This is a genomic window from Dolomitihabitans soli, assembly GCF_022213955.1.
Classification (GTDB): domain Bacteria; phylum Actinomycetota; class Actinomycetes; order Streptosporangiales; family Streptosporangiaceae; genus Streptosporangium_A; species Streptosporangium_A soli.
On the sequence record NZ_JAKNTW010000001.1, the window covers coordinates 527494 to 545126 of the forward strand.

Genomic DNA, 17633 nt, shown 5'->3' on the forward strand with positions numbered 1-17633 from the left:
CCGCCACCTGCTGCCACAGCGGACCCGCTGATCCGACGCTCATGGGGGCGGACGAAGCTCCCGTTCCGGTATCGGCCACGCACATGCGTCGTCGTCTACGCGGTGTGGGCCGGCGATCTCAGACGGTGCGAACGCAGGCGCACTGGCCTGCCGCGAGTGTGCCCTCCGCAGCCTCTGCGGCTTCCCGGGTGGCGACTTCGGTCCTGGCGGAAGCGACCGCCACCGCGGCGCGGCCTCCGGCCTCGGCCTTCCTGATGTGTGGCTGGACCGCCACTGCCGTACGCCCTCCGACCTCGACCTGCTCGTCGCGCGGCCAGACCGCCAGTGCCGTGATGGCTCCGATTACCGCCAGGCCCGCCAGTATGGTCCAGGTGGTCGTGAAGCCCGCGTGCGTGGCGACCCATCCGGCGATGGGATAGGTGACCAGCCAGGCCAGGTGGGACAGCGAGAACTGGGCGGCGAAGACCTCGGGAATTCCGGTGGGAGCGACCGCCCGGCGAAGCACCCGCCCGGTCGGCGTGATGATCAGCGCCATCCCGCCGCCGATCGCCACCCAGATCACCCCGGTCGGCAGTGATGCGGCGACGCCCGCCGCGGACATCGTGACCGCCGTGCCGACCGCGAACACCAGCACGGCGGCACCGATCAGCATCACGAACCGGTCCGCCACCCGGTCCAGGACGCGCGGGAGGACGAGGGCCACCAGCAGCGTCCCCGTTCCGGACGCGGCGAGCACCCAGGCCACGTCGGATTGGGCTCCGCCGAGAACGTCGCGGACGTAGTTCACGGTGTTGACGACCACGATGGAGCCGACGGCGGCGACCACGAGGTTCAGTGCCATGACGCCGCGCAGACTCGGGGTGGCCGCGAAAGTGCGGATCCCCGCCACGGCCCGGTCCCAGGCGTTCGTGTGCGAGCTGGGGCGCGCGTTGGGGATGCGCGTGGACAGGACCAGCAGCGCGGACACGGCGAACCCGACGGAGGTACCGAGGAACAGCAGGTTGAACGACATGAAGGTGAGCGCCACAGCCGCGAGTACGGGGCTCAACAGGCTCTCCATGGTGTAGGCCACCTGCGATGCGGACAGGGCGCGGGTGTAGTCGGCCTCCTCGGTCACGATGTCGGGGATGACCGCCTGAAACGTCGGGGTGAATGCCGCCGACGCGGTCTGGAGAACCCCGATCAGGACGTAGATGTGCCACACCTCGGTGACGAACGGCAGCGCGATCACCACCAGAGCGCGCACCACGTCGAGGATCGTGAGAAACCAACGTCTGGGCAGCCGATCGACGTACGCGGCCGCGAGCGGTGCAACGACCACGTACGCGACCATCTTGATCGTCAGCGCGGTGGCGAGAACCGCACCGGCACGCGGACCTGCGAGCTCGTACGCGAGCAGCCCCAGCGCGACGGTAGCCAAACCGGTACCGAACAACGCGATGACTTGAGCGCTGAACAGCCGCCGGTAGTCGCGAATCGCGAACAATCCCATGTCCGTCTCCTCTCGGCAACCGCAGTCACCACATATACCCCCTAGGGGTATTCATCCGAGAGTGTTATATACCGGCTGGGGGTATATGTCAACGTGCGAATCCGAGCTCGGCAAGCTCGACGACGGCGCCCACTCAAGGGCGCCGCCACCTACTCGTTCACCACGGAGCGGACCCAGCCAACTCGTCAGCCGTTGTGCCGAAGGGCCTTGAGGACCAGGGGGCGCTCAGTGGGAGGCGAGGGCGAGGCGGGCCGCCTGACGGCCGCCCATCCCGTGCACTCCGCTTCCCGGCGGCGTGCTCGCCGAGCACAGATAGACGCCGCGCAGCGGGGTCCGCCACGGTCGGGGCGACAGCACGGGCCTGACGAACTGGCCGAGGCCGGCCAGCCCGGCGCCGATGTCGCCGCCGACCAGGTTGGCGTTGTGCCGCTCCAACTCGGCGGGCCCCCGCCCGGCCCGTGCCAGCACCAGGTCGCGGAAGCCGGGCGCGAACCGTTCGATCTGCGTCTCGATCCGCTCGCTCATGTCCAGCGGCGACCCGTTCGGCACGTGGCAGTAGGCCCACAGCGTGTGCCCACCCGCCGGCGCGCGGCTCGCGTCGGCCGCACCGGGCTGCACGAGCAGCACGTACGGCCGGCGGGGATGGCGGCCCGCGGCGACCTCCGCCTCGCTGAGCGCGATCTCCTCCAGCGTGCCGCCCAGATGCACGGTGCCCGCGTCCCGCACGGCGGCATCCCGCCACGGCACCGGACCGGCCAGCGCCCAGTCCATCTTGAACACCCCCGGTCCGTAACGGAACCGCTCCAGCCTGCGCCGGTAACCGGCGGGCAGCCGCGGCCCCGCCATCGCCAGGAACTGCCGGGGCGTCACGTCGAGCAGGACGATCTCCGCGCGCGGCAGTTCCCGCAGGTCGCCGATCCGGGTGCCGCTCACCAGTTCGCCGCCGAGCCCGCGCAGCCGGGAGACCATGGCGTCGGCCAGCCCCTGCGAACCGCCGCGCACGACCGGCCAGCCGACCAGGTGGGCGAGCGCGGCGAGCACCAGGCCGTAACCGCTGGAGAGGGGCGAGCGCAGGTCGAGCATCGAGTGGGCGGCCATCCCGGCGAGCGCGGCGCGGGCGCCGGCCGTACGGAAGGCGCGGGCCAGCACGGAGACGGGCAGCAACGCCTGCGGCCCGAACCGGACGGCGGACAGCGGCGCCTGCGGCACGCCGAGCGGGGCGAGCAGGGTGTCGATCAGCGGGAACCCGGCGCGCGCGGTCGCGCCGACCGTCTCCAGCCAGGCGACGCCGTCCGCACCGAGCCCGGCGGCGGTACGGCCGGCCTCGCGGTGGATCAGCACGGCGGGGCCGTCGTCGAGCGGGTGCGCGGCGGGGACGGGCGGATGGCGGAAGTCCACCTCCAGGGCCAGTTCCCGGAAGGCGGGCGAGGCCAGCGCGAGCGGCAGCACGGCGGCGCACACGTCGTGCCGGTGACCGGGCAGGGTCAGCTCCTCGGTGCGCAGCCCGCCGCCGAACCTTTCCCCGGCCTCGACGACCAGCACCCGCCTGCCCGCCGCGGCGAGCGTCAGCGCCCCGACCAGGCCGTTGGGCCCGGAACCGACCACCACCGCGTCGAACCCGTCGCCCCCGCGCACCCTCAAACCTTCCGGCCGGTTTCCTTCTCGTAAGCGGTGAGCTGCTGCTCCAGCGCCTTCATCAGCTCGAAGACCTGGCTGGGAGGAAGCCGGATGCGGCTGACGATCCGGGTCGGCACGCTGACGATGCGCTGTCCGGACTGGGGATCGTCGGCGAGCTGTGGTGGCCTTGTGATCACCGCGAAGTCGAGGACGAAGCCATCCCGGGTGTGCCAGACGGAGGCGAAGTTGGCGTACTGCCCGGCTTCCACCTCGGCTGAGATGCTCACCTCGAGATGGCTTTCCGGCTCTTCGTTCACTTTCGTCTCCTACGGCACGGGGGGTTGGCTCCATGCTGCCCTGCCCGGCGGTGCCGCGCGTGGTCGGCGCGCCGGGCGTCAGTTCAGGATGGAGGGGTACGGCTTGGCGCCGCGTTGCTGGAGCATCCCGGTCATCAGCTTGATCTCGCCGCTCTGACCGTTGCTGATATGGCGTGCCATGGTGGCGACCTCCTGGCGGTCGGACAGCCGGAGCAGCCCGTCCGCCATCTCCACGCCGCCCTCGTGGTGGCGGGTCATGAGCTGGAGGAACAGGATCTCGGCGTCCTTGCCCTCCGCCTGCCTCAGCCGTTCGAGTTCCGCGTCGGAGGCCATGCCGGGCATCGCGGCGCCCGAGCCGGCGGTCCGGCCCGCGGCGTGGCCGCCGTGCCCGGCCATCCAGGCCATCACGGGGCGTGTCGATGACTGGTTGAGTTCCCACTGCTGGAGCCAGCCCATGAAGACGCCCCGCTGCGCGGTCTGGGTGACGATGATGTCGTAGGCCAGTGACCGCACCGTCTCGTCGCCGGTGGCGTCGCGCACGACGAAGGCCATCTCGACCGCCTGGGCGTGGTGCACCGCCATGTCACGGGAGAATCCGGCTTCGGCCGACGCGTCGGCCGGTGTGGTGGTCCTCCCGACGATCAGCAGGACCACTGCGGCGATCACCACCATCGTGCCCAGCGCGAGGACGAGGGGCCGCCGCCTTGACCTTTCCTGAGAGATGTCCATCGTATGCCCAGAGTACCTATGATCTCGGGTTGAAGGCGTAAAGCGCGTGGTCGACGCCTTATTCTCCCTATACGCCCATAGGGCATAGGGTGACCCCGTTCAGGGCCACCGATGGAGGAACGATGACCAAGGACAGGGCGCAGGCCAGGCGCGAGAATCTCGCGAAGATGCGCGCCGACCAGAAACGCAAAGAGCGTCGTGCCTCTCTGCTGATGTGGGGCGTGGGCGGGCTCGTCATCGTCGTGCTCGTCGGATTGGTGGGGTTCTACCTGATCAACCAGCGTTCGCAGAGCTCGCTGGACGCGGTGACGACGACGAAGTACCCCGGCAGCGTCCACAAGGAAACCAAGATCACTTATGCGGAGCAGCCGCCGGTCGGCGGTGAGCACAACTCCAAATGGCAGAACTGCGGCATCTATCAGGAGCCGTTGAACAACGAGAACGCCGTCCACTCGATGGAACACGGCGCGGTGTGGATCACGTACCGACCTGACCTGCCCAAGGCCCAGGTCGAGCAGCTACAGGAGGTGGCCGGCGCCGACCTCGTGCTGCTGAGCCCCTACCCCGGGCTGCCCGCCCCGGTCGTGGCCAGTTCCTGGAACAACCAGCTCAAGCTCACGGGCGCGGACGACCCGAGGCTGCCGCGCTTCATCTCCAAGTACAAGAACAACCCGCAGACGACCCCCGAGTTCGGGGCTCCCTGCACCGGCGGCACCGACGCGACCGCGGCGCAGAGCCCGATCCCGGACGCGGCGCCGTCCCCGACCGGCACCGCCGAGCCGAGTGCGACCGGCAGCCCCGCGCCGTCCGAGACCGGCGCCGCCGAGCCGAGTGCCACGCCGACCGCCGGCTCCTGAGGCGCCGCGGCAGCCGGGAACGCCGCCCGCCTCCGCCGCTGAGCGGCGGAACGGCGGGGGAACGCCACCGACGACCGGGCGGCGGAGAACGCCGCCCCCCGGCCCCGGCGCCGCGCTCAGGAGCCTCCCGATCGGTTCCGCGGCTCAGACGAGCAACTGTTCCACGGAGATCGCCGCCAGCCCGTGCGCCTCGGCCACGGGCCGGTTGGCGAGGTGACCCTCGTGGGTGTTGAGGCCGCGGGCCAGCGCCGGGTCCGCGGCGAGCGCCTCCCGCCAGCCGAGGTCGGCGATCGACAGCGCGTACGGCACGGTCACGTTCGTCAGCGCGTACGTCGAGGTGTGCGGCACCGCGCCGGGCATGTTGGCGACGCAGTAGAAGACCGAGTCGTGCACCCGGTAGATCGGGTCGGCGTGCGTCGTCGGACGCGAGTCCTCGAAGCAGCCGCCCTGGTCGATGGAGATGTCCACCAGCACGGAGCCCGGCCGCATCCGCGAGACCAGCTCGTTGGTGATCAGCTTGGGGGCCCGCGCGCCGGGGACCAGCACCGCCCCGATCACCAGGTCGGCCTCCAGTACGGCCCGCTCGACCTCGTAGGCGTTGGACGCGATGGTCTGGCAGTGCCCCTGGTAGATGATGTCGGCCTGGCGCAGCCGGTCGATGTTCCGGTCGAGCAGGAGCACCTCGGACTGCATGCCGAGCGCGATCGCCGCGGCGTTCATGCCCGAGACCCCCGCGCCGATCACCACCACCCGCGCCGCGTGCACGCCGGACACCCCGCCCATGAGCACGCCGCGCCCGCCGCCCTGACGCATCAGGTGGTAGGCGCCCACCTGCGGGGCGAGCCGCCCGGCGACCTCGGACATCGGCGCGAGCAGCGGCAGGAACCCGTTGGCCGTCTGCACCGTCTCGTAGGCGATGCCGGTGATCCCGGAGTCGAGCATGGCCTTCGTGCACCCGGCGGACGCCGCCAGGTGCAGGTAGGTGAACAGCACCTGGCCCTTGCGCATCAGGGGGTACTCCCCGGGGATCGGCTCCTTCACCTTCAGGATCAGCTCGGCCCTGGCCCACACCTCCTCGGCGGTGGGCAGGATCGTCGCGCCGGCGGCCTCGAAGTCGACGTCGAGAATGGCGGACCCCACTCCCGCCTCGCGCTCGATGAAGACGTGGTGCCCATGGCGTACGAGTTCGTGTGCGCCCGCAGGGGTGAGCGCGACGCGATACTCGTTGTTCTTCACCTCTCGGGGGACTCCGATCCTCACGATTTCTCCTCGGGTCGGCGCTTTTCCTTCACTCTCCGTTCCCGCAGCCCCGTGGGCCACGCGCAGATTGGCTTGAATCGCTGGATCTTGGTGACAATTTGTTAAGAACCAACCCTGCTGACTCGCGGGTTTCCGGGTAGTACCGCGGATCGGTAGGCTCACCCGCGAACATCATCAGGATTTGGGGTTACCGATGGAAAAGCAGCCGGTTGCGGGAGAGAAGCCCGGGCCGACTCCCGCGGAGCCCGGCCAGCCGCGGGCGAGCCGGATCACCACCGCCCTGCTGGCCGTCGCGCTGGTCCTGGTCGTCGTGATCACCGGGGTGCTCGGCACGGTGGCCGTCCTGATGACGCGTAACCCCGACACGCTTCCCGGTGGGACCCTCCCGCACCGGCTGCCCGCCCCCATCCACTTCGCCCCGGTGACCGCGACGCAGGCGGCGCCGTGCCCGGGCGTGCAGGCCGTGCTCGACGAGGCCGGCACGACCTGTTACGTCGTGGCGGCCGGCATCAACGTGACTTCGGTGCAGAAGATCGAGTCGATCAGGGAGGGGAACGGCACCTACGCCGTCAGGGTGGCGCTGCCCGCGCCGTTCAGGGAGCAGATCGGCGCGCTGACCCAGGAGGAGGTCAAGAAACAGATCGCCGTCGTGGTGGCCGAGAAGGTCGTGGCGGCCCCCACGGTCGCTCAGGCGATCAGCGTGGACAGCCTGAGCATCACCGGCTCCTTCTCCAAGGAGGTGGCCGACGGCCTGGTGGCCCGGCTGCTGGGCGGCACCCAGCCGGTGCCCAGCACGCCCGCGCCGCCCGCCGTCTCCGGCTCCACGGACACCTCCGCGCCGCCCACGGGCCCGGTGAGCCCTCCGGTCACCTCACCGTCCGACGCGGGCACCGGCACCTCGGCTCCGTCCACCGGTACCTCGTCCACCGGTACCCCGTCCACCTCCCCCTCCGCTCCCGCCGCGATCGGCAACCCCCAGGGTGCCGATCCCAAATTCCCGTCCTGTAAAGAGGCCACCGACGCCGGCTACGGCCCCTACTTCAAGGAGAGCCACCCGGAGTACGCCTACTACCCGGACAACGACAAGGACGGCGTGGCCTGCGACGCCGACGAGCTCAACCGGCCCGCCCCGCCCCGCTGACCGGGCAGCGCGCACCCCCATCGCCTACGTGTCGGTCGACCCCGAGGGGAACCCCGGCCGCTAGCTGATCAGCCCTTCGAACGCGTCGATCGCGAAGTAGGCGGCGAAGATCAGCGCGACGATCCACAACAGCCAGTGGATCTCCCCGAACCGTCCCCGCGCGGCCTTGACCGTCACGTAGGCGATCACACCCGCACCGACGCCGTTGGTGATGCTGTAGGTGAAGGGCATCAGCGCGATCGTCAGGAAGGCGGGGATCGCCACATCAAGGTCTTGCCAGGGCACGTTCCTGCTCTGCGTCATCATCAGCGCGCCGACGAGCACCAGGGCGGGCGCGGCGGCCGCGGCGGGCACGACCATGGTGATCGGCGTGAACAGCAGGGTGAGCGCGAGCAGCCCGCCGGTCGCGACGCTGGCCAGGCCGGTCCGCGCGCCCTCGCCGACGCCCGCGGCCGACTCCACGAAGACGGTGCCGGCCGAGGAGCTGGTCGCCCCGCCGATCGCGGCGGCCACGCCGTCGACCGTGAGGATCGCGCCCAGCCGGGGAACCCGCCCCTGCTCGTCGACCAGCCCGGCCTCGTCGCTCACCCCGATGATGGTGCCCATCGCGTCGAAGAAGCCGGACAGGACGAGGGTGAACAGCACCACGGTCGCGGTGACCACGCCGGCCCTGGCGAAACCGCCGAACAGGTCGAATTGGCCGAGCAACCCGAAGTCGGGCGCCGAGATCACCGAGTCGGGTATCCGTGGCTCCACCACCCCCCAGCTCCGGGGGGCGATCGTGAAGACCTCGTCGACGACGATGGCGACCACGGTGGTGACCGCGATGCTGATCAGGATGGCTCCGGGCGTCCTCCTGACGTACAGCGCGATCATGAGCAGCAGGCCGAAGCAGAACACGGACACCGGCCAGCCCGCGAGGTGTCCCGTCGCGCCGAGCTGCACGGGGGTGCCGATCCCGCGCGCCACGAACCCCGCGTCGACCAGGCCGATCAGCGCGATGAACAGCCCGATTCCCACGCTGATCGCGTGCTTGAGCGCCAGCGGGATGGCATCCATGATCAGCCGCCGCACGCCGGAGACCGCCAGCAGAATGATCAACAACCCCTGGAGCACCACCAGCCCCATCGCCTGCGGCCAGGTCATGTACGGCGCGGCCTGGTAGGCGACCACGGCGTTCAGCCCCAGCCCGGCCGCCAGCCCGAACGGCGCGTTGCCGATCACGGCCATCAGCAGCGTGCTCACCGCGGCCGCCAGCGCGGTCGCCGTCGTGAGCTGCGGGATCGACAGCTTGGCTCCGGTGACGTCGGTCGCCCCGGCCAGGATGATCGGGTTCAACAGGATGATGTACGCCATCGCCACGAACGTGGTGACGCCGCCACGCACCTCACGCGCGACGGTGGTGCCACGCTCCCGCAGTGCGAAGAACCCGCTCAGCGAACCCATTCCGCCCCCCTCCGCGCGAGGGGGCATCCGGAGACCTACCCAGGTCAGGTGAGTGCGATGTGCTCCGGCCTGATGGGGACGCGGGACAGCGCCCTGCCGGTGGCGGCCCGGACGGCCGCCACGACGGCGGGGGTGGTGGAGAGCGTGGGCGGCTCGCCCGCCCCCCGCAGGCCGTACGGCGCGGCCGGGTCGGGGTTCTCCAGGATCGACACCTTCATCGGCGGCATGTCGAGGATCGTGGGGATGAGGTAGTCGGTGAACGACGGGTTGCGCAGCCTGCCGTCCGCCACCAGGACCTCCTCCATCAGCGCCAGCCCGAGCCCCTGGGCCGAGCCGCCGTGGATCTGGCCTTCGAGGGCGAGCAGGTTGAGCACCTTGCCGACGTCCTGCACGGCGGCCAGCTCCACCACCTTCACCAGGCCCAGCTCCACGTCCACGTCCACCACGGCACGGTGCACGCACAGGGCGAGCTGGGTGTGGGAGTCGCCCTGCCCGGTCGACGGGTCCATGGGAAAGGTGGGCCGGTGACGATACTCCCGGGTCTCCTCCACCGGCCCGAACCGCTGCAGCAGCGCTGTGGTCGTGAGACCCGGATGGGCGGCGGCCAGCTCCGCGAGCCGTTCGCGCACGGCCTCGCAGGCGGTCTTCACCGCGCCGCCGGTGACGTAGGACTGCCGGGACGCGGACGAGGAGCCGGCGGAGCCGACCGTCGTGTCCGCCGGCGCGACGGTGACCCGCTCGACGCCCAGCTCGGTCCGCGCGACCTGCGCCTGGACGGTGACCAGCCCCTGACCGACCTCGGCCGCCGCGGTGTGCACGAGTACGTGCGGCTCGCCGCCTGCCAGCTCCAGCCGCACCCGGGCGGTGGAGTAGTCGTCGAAGCCCTCGGAGAAGCAGATGTTCTTGATGCCGACCCCGTAGCCGACGCCGCGCCGTACGCCCTCGCCGTGGGTGGTCTGCGCCACCCCGCCGGGAAGCTCCCGCAGGTCGCCGTCGCTCGCGGCGGGCAGCGGGAACGCCTCCAGCTCGGCGAGCATGCCGGCCAGCGGCGCGGGGGAGTCGATCAGCTGGCCGGTGATCAGGCGCGAGCCCTGGGAGACCGCGTTGCGGATCCGCAACTCCACGGGGGACAGCCCGCACGCCTCGGCCAGCCGGTCCATCTGCGATTCGTAGGCGAAACACGCCTGCACCGCGCCGAACCCGCGCATCGCCCCGCACGGTGGATTGTTCGTGTAGACGCCGTACGCGTCGATCTCGACGTTCCCCACCTCGTACGGCCCCGCGCCGAGGGAGGCCGCGTTGCCGACCACCGCGGGCGAGGAGGAGCAGTAGGCGCCGCCGTCGAGCAGGATCTCCGCCTTCACGTAGATCAGCCGGCCGTCGCGGGTGGCGCCGTGCTCGTAGCGCATCCAGGCGGGATGCCGGTGCACGTGCCCGAAGAACGACTCCTCGCGGTTGTAGACCATCTTCACCGGCCGCCCGGTGCGCAACGCCAGCAGGCACGCGTGGACCTGCATCGACAGGTCCTCACGCGCCCCGAAGGCGCCGCCCACCCCGGCCAGCGAGACGCGTACCTTCTCAGCCGGCAGCCCCAGGCAGGGCGCGATCTGGTCGCGGTCCACGTGCAGCCACTGGGTGGCGACGTAGAGGTCGACGCCGCCGTCCTCCGCGGGCACGGCGAGGCCGGACTCGGGCCCGAGGAACGCCTGGTCCTGCATGCCCACCTCGTACTCGCCGGTGACCACGACCGGCGCCTCGAACACCGAGCCGACCCGTACCGGCTGGTGGCGCAGGATGTTGCCCCTCTCACCGACCTTCGGGCAGGCCGGGTCGAAGGCCGCGCGTCGCGCGTCGGTGACCGCCTCCGTCACCTCATAGTCGACCACGATCGCCGCTGCGGCCCGCCGCGCCCGCTCGGGATGGTCGGCGGCCACCAGCGCCACCGGCTCGCCCTGGTAGCGAACCCGGTCGACGGCGAGCACCGGCTGGTCCCTGAGCTCAAGGCCGTGGTGCTTCTCGCCGGGCACGTCCTCATGGGTGAGCACGGCGAGCACCCCGGGCATCGCCAGCGCCGGGCCGAGGTCGATGGAGCGGATCCGGGCGGCCGGGTGCGGGCTGCGCAGGGTGACGCCCCAGACCATGTCCTCCAGCCACAGATCGGAGGAGTAGGCGAACTCCCCGGTCACCTTCAGCGTGCCGTCCGGCCGCGGGGCGCTCTGCCCGATGCCCTGGCTCGTACGGGTGTCTGTGCTGGTCACAAAGGCAGTACATCACTCGCGGGGCGGACCGGCCTATGGGCCCCGCCATGAAAGGCGGGCCGCCGCCCGCACCGGACTTGTAGCTTCCTCCAAAGCCGGGAGTTACGCTGACGTGTGCGCATCCGGGACGTCGTGGCGATGGCGGAGCTCCGGCTCGCCGTGCTCGGCGGCGGCGAGCACCTGGACCGGGAGTTCACCGGCGTGCACATCACCGACCTGCCCGACCCCGGACGCTACCTGTCAGGCGGCGAGCTGGTCCTCACCGGGCTCATGTGGCGCGACCGGCCGGAGGACTCCGAGCGGTTCGTGGCGGCGCTCGCCGGCGCCGGAGTGACCGCCGTCGGCGCCGGGCTGGCCAGGCTGGGCGACGTCCCCGGCGACCTCGTGACGGCGTGCGAGGCGTACGGCCTGCCGCTGCTCGCCGTACCGGTGGAGATCTCGTTCAGGAGGGTCACCGAGCTGCTGGGCGCCCGGCTGTCCCTCGACGTGCGCGACGCCCTGGGCAGGCACCGCCGCATCGTGGCCGCCGTCTCCGAGGGAGCGGGGCTGCCCGACCTGTTCGCGCTCATGCTCGGCGAGCTGGGCGTCGCGGGGGCGGTGCTCTCCGCCACCGGCCGGCCGATCGCCGGCGACCACGCGGGGCTCCCGCTGCTGCCGCTGGCCCACGCGTATCTCTCCGCGCCCCGGCTCCCGCACGTCGTCCATCGCGACGGCGGCACCTACACGATCTTCGGAGTGGGCCGGTCGCACCGGGCGGCGGGCTGGGCGCTGGTCTGCGAGGGCGACCTGAGCGGGCGTGCCGACCTGGGCTACGAGCTGGCCGCCTGCGTCGCGCTCGAACGCACCAGGATCGGGGAGGGGCGCCGGGTCGAGCGCAGACTCGCCGGCCGGCTCATCGACCTGGCCAGGGCGGGCGGCGACGCGGCGGAGGTGGGAGCCGGGCTGCGCACCTGCGGGATCGAGCCCGGCGAGCCGTACGCCGTGGTCGACGCCGTCGCGGTGGACGCGGGCGGCGGTCGTGAGGTGGGCGCGGCGGCGCTCGGGGGGCAGATCGTGGAGGAGATCCTCGGCCGCGGCGTGGTGGCGGCGGCGGGGGAGGACGGCGCGCTCGCCCTGGTATCCCTGCGTGGTGGGCACACCGCCCAGGATCTGGCGGAGTCGCTGCGCGCCGGGGTGGCCGTGCTGGCGGCGGGGATGCGCGCGACGAGGGTGTCGATAGGGGTGAGCGCCGCGCTCTCGGGGGCGGCCGCGTTACGCGGCGGAGCCGAAGAGGCGGGACATGCGCGCAAACTGGCGGAAACGCGTAACGGTGGAGTGGTGACCAGCGATGAGATCTATACGCACACGCTGCTGCTGGCCACCCTCCCACGTGACGTGCGGCGATCCTTCGCCGCACGCCTGCTGGGGCCGCTGCTCGACTACGACAGCAGGCACCAGTCGGAACTCGTACGGACGCTCGGCACGTATCTCGACTGCGCAGGGTCGTGGAACGCGTGTGCCGAGCGTATGCATGTGCACGTCAACACGGTGAGGTACCGCATTCACCGTGTGGAGGAGCTGACCGGACGAGATCTGTCGAGCATGACCGACCGCGTCGACCTGTTCCTCGCATTACGAGCAGATTGAGATCTAGCAGCAGAGGGCGGCGCGATCCGCCGCCGTAGCAGACGCGGAGGGGGATGTGGTCGTAGCATTGACTCCGACCGCTACGACGGCCGTAATCAGCACGGCCAGGGCAGACACTGTGAGGCGACGACGCATTGTGGTGCTCCTGTCACGGGGGTTCGTTCGACGACATTGTTCCAGGGAGTACCAGTGAGTCAAGATCTGGTCGGTCAGCGCATCAAAACGATTCGCCGTCAACGTGGGCTTTCTCAAGCTCAGTTGGCACATCCAGAGTTGTCGGACAGCTATGTATCTCTTATCGAAAGCGGTAAGAGAACGCCAACTCCGGCAGTGCTCGAGCTGCTGGCGGTGAAACTCGACTGTTCGCTCACCTACCTGGTCAACGGCGTTACGGCGACCCAGATGCACGAGCTGGAACTCGAGCTCGGATACGCTTTGATGGCGCTGGAGAACGGTGCCGTGGCGGAGGCGCGCAGGCGATACGCCGACCTGGTGGCCGACAACGCCGTCGCGGGACTCGCACAACTCCGGCAGGACGCCGAATACGGCCTCGCGCTGGCCATGGAGGCCTGCGGCGACCTCGACGCGGCCATCGCCACCTTCAACGGCCTGCGCGCCACGGCGGCCGGGAACATGTCGCCCGAGCGGCACATCGCGGTGGCCGTCGCGCTGTCCCGCTGTTACCGCGACCGCGGCGACCTGAGCGCGGCGGTCCAGGTCGGCGAGCAGATCCTGACGGGGACTGTCCGCCCCGCCTGGACCGACGAACTGGTCGAACTGGGTTCCACGCTCCTGGGCGTCTACCTGGTCCGCGGTGATCTGCTGCGGGCGAGGCAGTACTCCGCCGAACTGCTCGCGGCGGCGGAACGCCTCGGCCCCCGGGCCACCGTCGCCGCCTGCTGGAACGCCTCGCTGGTGGCCGAGGCCAGCGGTCACGGTGAGGAGGCGCTGGCGCTCATGGAGCGCGCGTTCGCCATCCACTCCGAGGTCGGTGAGCGGCGCAATCTGTACCGGCTCCGCTTCACCTACCACGGCCAGCGCTTTCGCGTCAGGCCGGAGGAGGCGGAGACCAGTCGCGAGGGGATCCTGCGCGCCCAACGGGAGCTGAGCGAGTCCTCCGCCGGGATCGCCGACCGGGTCAGGTGCGAGATGGAGCTCGCCCATGTCGAGTTCGGCCTCGACCGCCCCGCCGAGGCGGCGGGCCGCGCGGAGGCCGCTCGCAAGCTGGTCTCCACCAGCACGCGTGACCTCGGCGCGGACGTGCACCTCGTCCTCGGCGGCGCCTATGCGATGCTCGGCAAGATCAAGGACGCGAGGGAGTCGATCGCGACGGCCACCCAGTGGCTGGAGCGGGTCGTCCCGCCCCGCCACGCCGCTCAGGGCTGGTGCACCGTGGCCGACGTGCTCGGCAGGCTGAAGGACCGTGAGGGAAGCATCGCCGCCTACCAGAAGGCGCTGGCCTGCGCGGGCCTCTGACCGGCCGCCCGGCCTCTTCCGCACCCGGCTCCGGCCGGGGGACCGGGAGAGGCCGGTGCGTTTCACCGGGCGCCATCAGTGGGCGCCCCCGGTCGGGCAGGGCCGCGTCCACACCTCTGGCATGTTGGATCGTGCGCGATTCGGCCAGGTTTCGGCGACCGGGGTTCGGACCGGACCCCCGCGTCGGTAGCCTTGGACGTGCCATGAAGACTTCCCCGTTCGGTCCCGCGCTCGCCTTCCTCGCGGCCCTTCTCGTCAGCGTGGTCCTCGCCCCTCCCGCCCTCGCCCACGACGCGCTCAGAAGCAGCGACCCTGCCAAGGACGCCAAGGTCGAGAACGTGCGGAAGGTGACCCTGGAGTTCACCGCCAAGGTGCGCCTGCCCACCGTCGTGGTCACGGCGGCCGACGGCACCCGTCACGAGAGCGGCAAGCCGTCGGCCGACGGCGCCGTCGTGACCCAGCAGCTCGACCGCCCGCTCCCCGCGGGGAAGTACACCATCGCCTACCGGATCGTCTCCTCCGACGGGCATCCCGTGGAGGGGGAGATCCCCTTCACGGTCGTGGGCGGCGCCGAGCCCTCGGAGGCCGCCTCCGCGGAGCCCCAGCCCTCAGAGCCCGAGCCCTCGGAGTCGGCCGCCGCGCCATCGGCGCCCCCCACCGCTCTATCCGCCACGCCTACTCCGGTGGCCGCCGAGCAGGACGATGACGGCGGCGGTGTGCCGGTGTGGCTGTGGATCGTCGTCGGGGCGCTGGCCGGCATCGGCCTCGGCATGTTCTTCAGCATGCGAGGCAAGAGACGGTGAGCCGCACCGTACGTGTGGCGCTGGCGGCCGCCGGAGCCGCCCTCATCGCCCTGATCGTGGCGATGTTCGCCGGTGGCGCGGCCACCCCCCGCATCATCCCCGGCCTGCCCGACGAGGGCGCGCTCACCAGGTGGGCGCTGCCGATCTCGAAGCTGGCGATGGACACGGCCGGCGTGCTCACCGTCGGCGCCCTGCTGGCCGCCACCGTCTTCCTCCCCAGCGACAAGGGACTGCTCGGCAGGACCGCGCTCGACTACGTGAAGGCCGCCTCCTGGCTGGCGCTCGCCTGGGCCGCCGCGGCGGCCTCGACCATGCTCTTCACCCTGTCGGAGTCGCTCGGCCTGCCGGTCATGGAGGTGCTCGGCGGCAACGAGCTGACCAGCTTCGCCAGCCAGGTCTCCCAGGGCATCGCGCTGACCATCGTGGTGCTGTTCGCGGTCGCGATCGCGTTGTTCTCCCGTGGCGCGATCACCGCGGGCGCGTCGGGCGGCCTGCTCGTCCTCGCCGTCTTCACCCTGCTGCCCCCCGCCCTCACCGGGCACTCCGCCTCCTCGCCCAACCACTCGCTGGCGACATCGGGCGTCGCCCTGCACCTCGTCGGGCTGGCGCTGTGGGTGGGCGGGCTCGTCGTGCTCTGCGCGCACGCGCTGCTGAAGCGCCCGCAGCTCGACATCGCGGCGCAGCGGTTCTCCCGGCTGGCGCTGTGGTGTTACATCGGTCTCGGCCTGTCCGGCGTGTTCGGCGTCCTGGCCCGCCTGACCTCCGTCGCGGAGCTCTTCACCACGTCGTACGGCCTGCTCGTGGTCGCCAAGGTGGTGGCCTTCGGCGCGCTCGGCACCGTGGGCTGGTGGCACCGGCGGCGCACCCTGCCAGAGCTGGACGCGGGCCGGCCGAAGGCCTTCCTCCGGCTGGCCTCGGGCGAGGCCGTGCTGATGTTCGCGACCGTCGGCCTGGCTGTGGCGCTGGCCCGGACCGCGCCGCCGCCGACGACGCTGCCCGTCGACCGCGCCTTCGAACTGCTCGGCTATCTGGTGCCGCCGCCGATCTCGATCGGCAACCTCGTCACGTTGTGGTGGTTCGACCTGTTCTTCGCCGTCGTCGCGGCGGCCCTCGGCGGCCTGTACGCCGCCGGTCTCGTGCGGTTGCGGCGGCGCGGTGACTCCTGGTCGTGGGGGCGCACCTCGGCGTGGTTCACCGGGGTGCTGATCCTGGTGCTGGCGACCCAGAGCGGCGTCGCCCGCTACGCACAGGTGATGTTCAGCGTGCACATGGCCGAGCACATGACGCTGTCGATGCTGGTGCCGATCTTCCTGGTGCTCGGCGCCCCGGTCACGCTCGCCCTGCGCGCCCTGAAGCCCGCCGTACGCCGGGGGGACCGGGGGCCGCGGGAGTGGCTCACCGTGATCCTGCACAGCAGGGCGGTGAAGTTCTTCGGGCATCCGGGCATCGCCACGACCCTGTTCATCGTCTCCACCTACGCGCTGTACTTCACGCCGTTGTTCGCCGGGGCGATGTCCGAGCATCTCGGGCACATCGTCATGACGTCGCACTTCCTGCTCAGTGGCACGCTGTTCTTCTGGGTGATCGTGGGCGTCGATCCCGCCCCGTACAAGCTGCCTCATGTCGGGCGGCTGCTCGTCCTGTTCGTCACGATGCCCTTCCACGCCTTCTTCGGCATCGCGATGATGATGATGACGACGGTGATCGCGTCCGACTGGTACGACCAGCTCGGCCGTACCTGGGGGGCCTCCTCCGTCGAGGACCAGCAGACGGGTGGGGCGATCGCGTGGGGGTTCGGCGAGATCCCGACCCTGATCGTGATCCTCGCGCTGGCCCTCCAGTGGTGGCAGGACGACACCCGGAAGTCCAGCCGGGCCGACCGCAGGGCGGACGCGATCGCGGCCAAGACCGGCGGCACCGGTGACGCGGAACTCGATGCCTACAACGCCTATCTGGCGAAACTGGACAAACGGGATCGCGCCGAATAGCTCTCCGGCCAGTGGCTGCTATCTTCCACCGCCACGCCGCGTAATCGCCGGTAGCCTTACCAGTGGGGGAGACGGGCGCCGCCTGCGTTCCGGCCGACGCTGACGTGGGGGCGAGCGTGGCCGGGCACAGGGCGCTGTCCTCGTGCTCAGGAAGGCATGGTGGTGACCGAAGAAACGCGGATGCGCGGGGGGCGGAGTCTCGCCGAAGCCCTGGAGGACGACCTCGCCCAGTGGTCGGCGCGCACCGGCATAGCGGTGGAGACGTGGGCGTTGCCCGAGGGCGACGTCCCGCCGCGCACGAGCCGCGCGGTGCTGCTGGTCTTCCACGAGGCACTGTCCAACGTGCAGCGGCACAGCGGGGCCGGCACCGTGTCGATCGCCGTCACCATGAGTTCCTCCGGCCTGCGGATGACGATCAGTGACGACGGCGTGGGCTTCGACCCGCCGGTGACCGGCAGGGGGATCACCGCGATGCGCACCGCGTTCGCCGAGCTGGGCGGCTCGCTCACGGTGACCACGGCGTTCGGCGCGGGCACCACCGTCACCGGCGCGGTGCCGGCCTGATCGATTGCGGAACCCCGTCCGCGTTCGCGGTGATTCGGCCCCGCGCCCCCGCGCGGGTG

General features: G+C 71.2%; 14 protein-coding genes. 7 read left to right on the forward strand and 7 right to left on the reverse strand.

Annotated features, from left to right (window positions below):
- Nucleotides 1–118: 118 nt before the first annotated feature.
- The 4 genes from MBA17_RS02420 to MBA17_RS02435 all read right to left on the reverse strand — a co-directional run bounded on the left by MBA17_RS02420 (nucleotide 119) and on the right by MBA17_RS02435 (nucleotide 4155).
- Nucleotides 119–1492: an MFS transporter gene (locus tag MBA17_RS02420; protein ID WP_238494540.1), complete on the reverse strand. Its 1374-nt coding sequence runs from the start codon at nucleotides 1490–1492 to the stop codon at nucleotides 119–121.
- 225 nt (nucleotides 1493–1717) lie between these two features.
- Nucleotides 1718–3127, reverse strand: coding sequence for a phytoene desaturase family protein (locus MBA17_RS02425; protein ID WP_238494541.1), 1410 nt, complete (start codon nucleotides 3125–3127; stop codon nucleotides 1718–1720).
- Between the two features lie 2 nt (nucleotides 3128–3129).
- Entirely contained in the window at nucleotides 3130–3426 is a 297-nt protein-coding gene (locus MBA17_RS02430; RefSeq protein ID WP_238494542.1) for a DUF3467 domain-containing protein, read from the reverse strand.
- Between the two features lie 78 nt (nucleotides 3427–3504).
- On the reverse strand, nucleotides 3505–4155 hold the full coding sequence (locus tag MBA17_RS02435; protein WP_238494543.1) for a DUF305 domain-containing protein: 651 nt from the start codon (nucleotides 4153–4155) through the stop codon (nucleotides 3505–3507).
- Nucleotides 4156–4277: 122 nt separating this feature from the next.
- On the opposite strand from MBA17_RS02435, the gene MBA17_RS02440 reads away from it, so the two are divergent.
- A complete protein-coding gene (locus MBA17_RS02440) occupies nucleotides 4278–5012 on the forward strand; it encodes a DUF3105 domain-containing protein (protein ID WP_238494544.1) in 735 nt (244 codons plus the stop codon).
- 144 nt (nucleotides 5013–5156) lie between these two features.
- Here the strand turns inward: MBA17_RS02440 and ald are convergent, their stop codons facing one another.
- A complete protein-coding gene (ald, locus tag MBA17_RS02445; protein ID WP_238494545.1) occupies nucleotides 5157–6272 on the reverse strand; it encodes an alanine dehydrogenase in 1116 nt (371 codons plus the stop codon).
- A gap of 193 nt (nucleotides 6273–6465) precedes the next feature.
- On the opposite strand from ald, the gene MBA17_RS02450 reads away from it, so the two are divergent.
- Entirely contained in the window at nucleotides 6466–7413 is a 948-nt protein-coding gene (locus MBA17_RS02450; RefSeq protein ID WP_238494546.1) for an excalibur calcium-binding domain-containing protein, read from the forward strand.
- Between the two features lie 60 nt (nucleotides 7414–7473).
- Here MBA17_RS02450 and MBA17_RS02455 read toward each other — a convergent pair whose 3' ends face one another.
- Together MBA17_RS02455 and MBA17_RS02460 are read right to left on the reverse strand one after the other, a co-directional pair.
- A complete protein-coding gene (locus tag MBA17_RS02455; RefSeq protein WP_238494547.1) occupies nucleotides 7474–8859 on the reverse strand; it encodes an NCS2 family permease in 1386 nt (461 codons plus the stop codon).
- 44 nt (nucleotides 8860–8903) lie between these two features.
- Nucleotides 8904–11117, reverse strand: a complete 2214-nt coding sequence (locus MBA17_RS02460) for a xanthine dehydrogenase family protein molybdopterin-binding subunit (RefSeq protein WP_238494548.1) — start codon at nucleotides 11115–11117, stop codon at nucleotides 8904–8906.
- A 114-nt stretch (nucleotides 11118–11231) separates the two neighbouring features.
- Here MBA17_RS02460 and MBA17_RS02465 point away from each other — a divergent pair, with 114 nt between their 5' ends.
- From MBA17_RS02465 to MBA17_RS02485, 5 genes are all read left to right on the forward strand, one after another.
- Nucleotides 11232–12743, forward strand: coding sequence for a PucR family transcriptional regulator (locus MBA17_RS02465; protein WP_238494549.1), 1512 nt, complete (start codon nucleotides 11232–11234; stop codon nucleotides 12741–12743).
- A 189-nt stretch (nucleotides 12744–12932) separates the two neighbouring features.
- On the forward strand, nucleotides 12933–14219 hold the full coding sequence (locus MBA17_RS02470) for a helix-turn-helix domain-containing protein (protein ID WP_238494550.1): 1287 nt from the start codon (nucleotides 12933–12935) through the stop codon (nucleotides 14217–14219).
- Between the two features lie 203 nt (nucleotides 14220–14422).
- Nucleotides 14423–15022: a copper resistance CopC family protein gene (locus MBA17_RS02475; protein ID WP_238494551.1), complete on the forward strand. Its 600-nt coding sequence runs from the start codon at nucleotides 14423–14425 to the stop codon at nucleotides 15020–15022.
- Nucleotides 15019–17010, forward strand: a complete 1992-nt coding sequence (locus MBA17_RS02480) for a bifunctional copper resistance protein CopD/cytochrome c oxidase assembly protein (RefSeq protein WP_238494552.1) — start codon at nucleotides 15019–15021, stop codon at nucleotides 17008–17010. The genes MBA17_RS02475 and MBA17_RS02480 overlap by 4 nt, the downstream gene beginning before the upstream one ends.
- A gap of 162 nt (nucleotides 17011–17172) precedes the next feature.
- Nucleotides 17173–17574 (forward strand): sensor histidine kinase, encoded by a 402-nt coding sequence (locus tag MBA17_RS02485; protein ID WP_238494553.1) that lies wholly within the window; start codon nucleotides 17173–17175, stop codon nucleotides 17572–17574.
- Nucleotides 17575–17633: the final 59 nt, after the last annotated feature.

What these genes read in the sequence shown, in the direction of transcription:
- MBA17_RS02420 (WP_238494540.1), bottom strand. Translation starts at nt 1,492, where the DNA reads ATGGGATTGTTCGCGATTCGCGACTACCGGCGGCTGTTCAGCGCTCAA.
- MBA17_RS02435 (WP_238494543.1), bottom strand. Translation starts at nt 4,155, where the DNA reads ATGGACATCTCTCAGGAAAGGTCAAGGCGGCGGCCCCTCGTCCTCGCG.
- MBA17_RS02440 (WP_238494544.1), top strand. Translation starts at nt 4,278, where the DNA reads ATGACCAAGGACAGGGCGCAGGCCAGGCGCGAGAATCTCGCGAAGATG.
- MBA17_RS02450 (WP_238494546.1), top strand. Translation starts at nt 6,466, where the DNA reads ATGGAAAAGCAGCCGGTTGCGGGAGAGAAGCCCGGGCCGACTCCCGCG.
- MBA17_RS02455 (WP_238494547.1), bottom strand. Translation starts at nt 8,859, where the DNA reads ATGGGTTCGCTGAGCGGGTTCTTCGCACTGCGGGAGCGTGGCACCACC.
- MBA17_RS02475 (WP_238494551.1), top strand. Translation starts at nt 14,423, where the DNA reads ATGAAGACTTCCCCGTTCGGTCCCGCGCTCGCCTTCCTCGCGGCCCTT.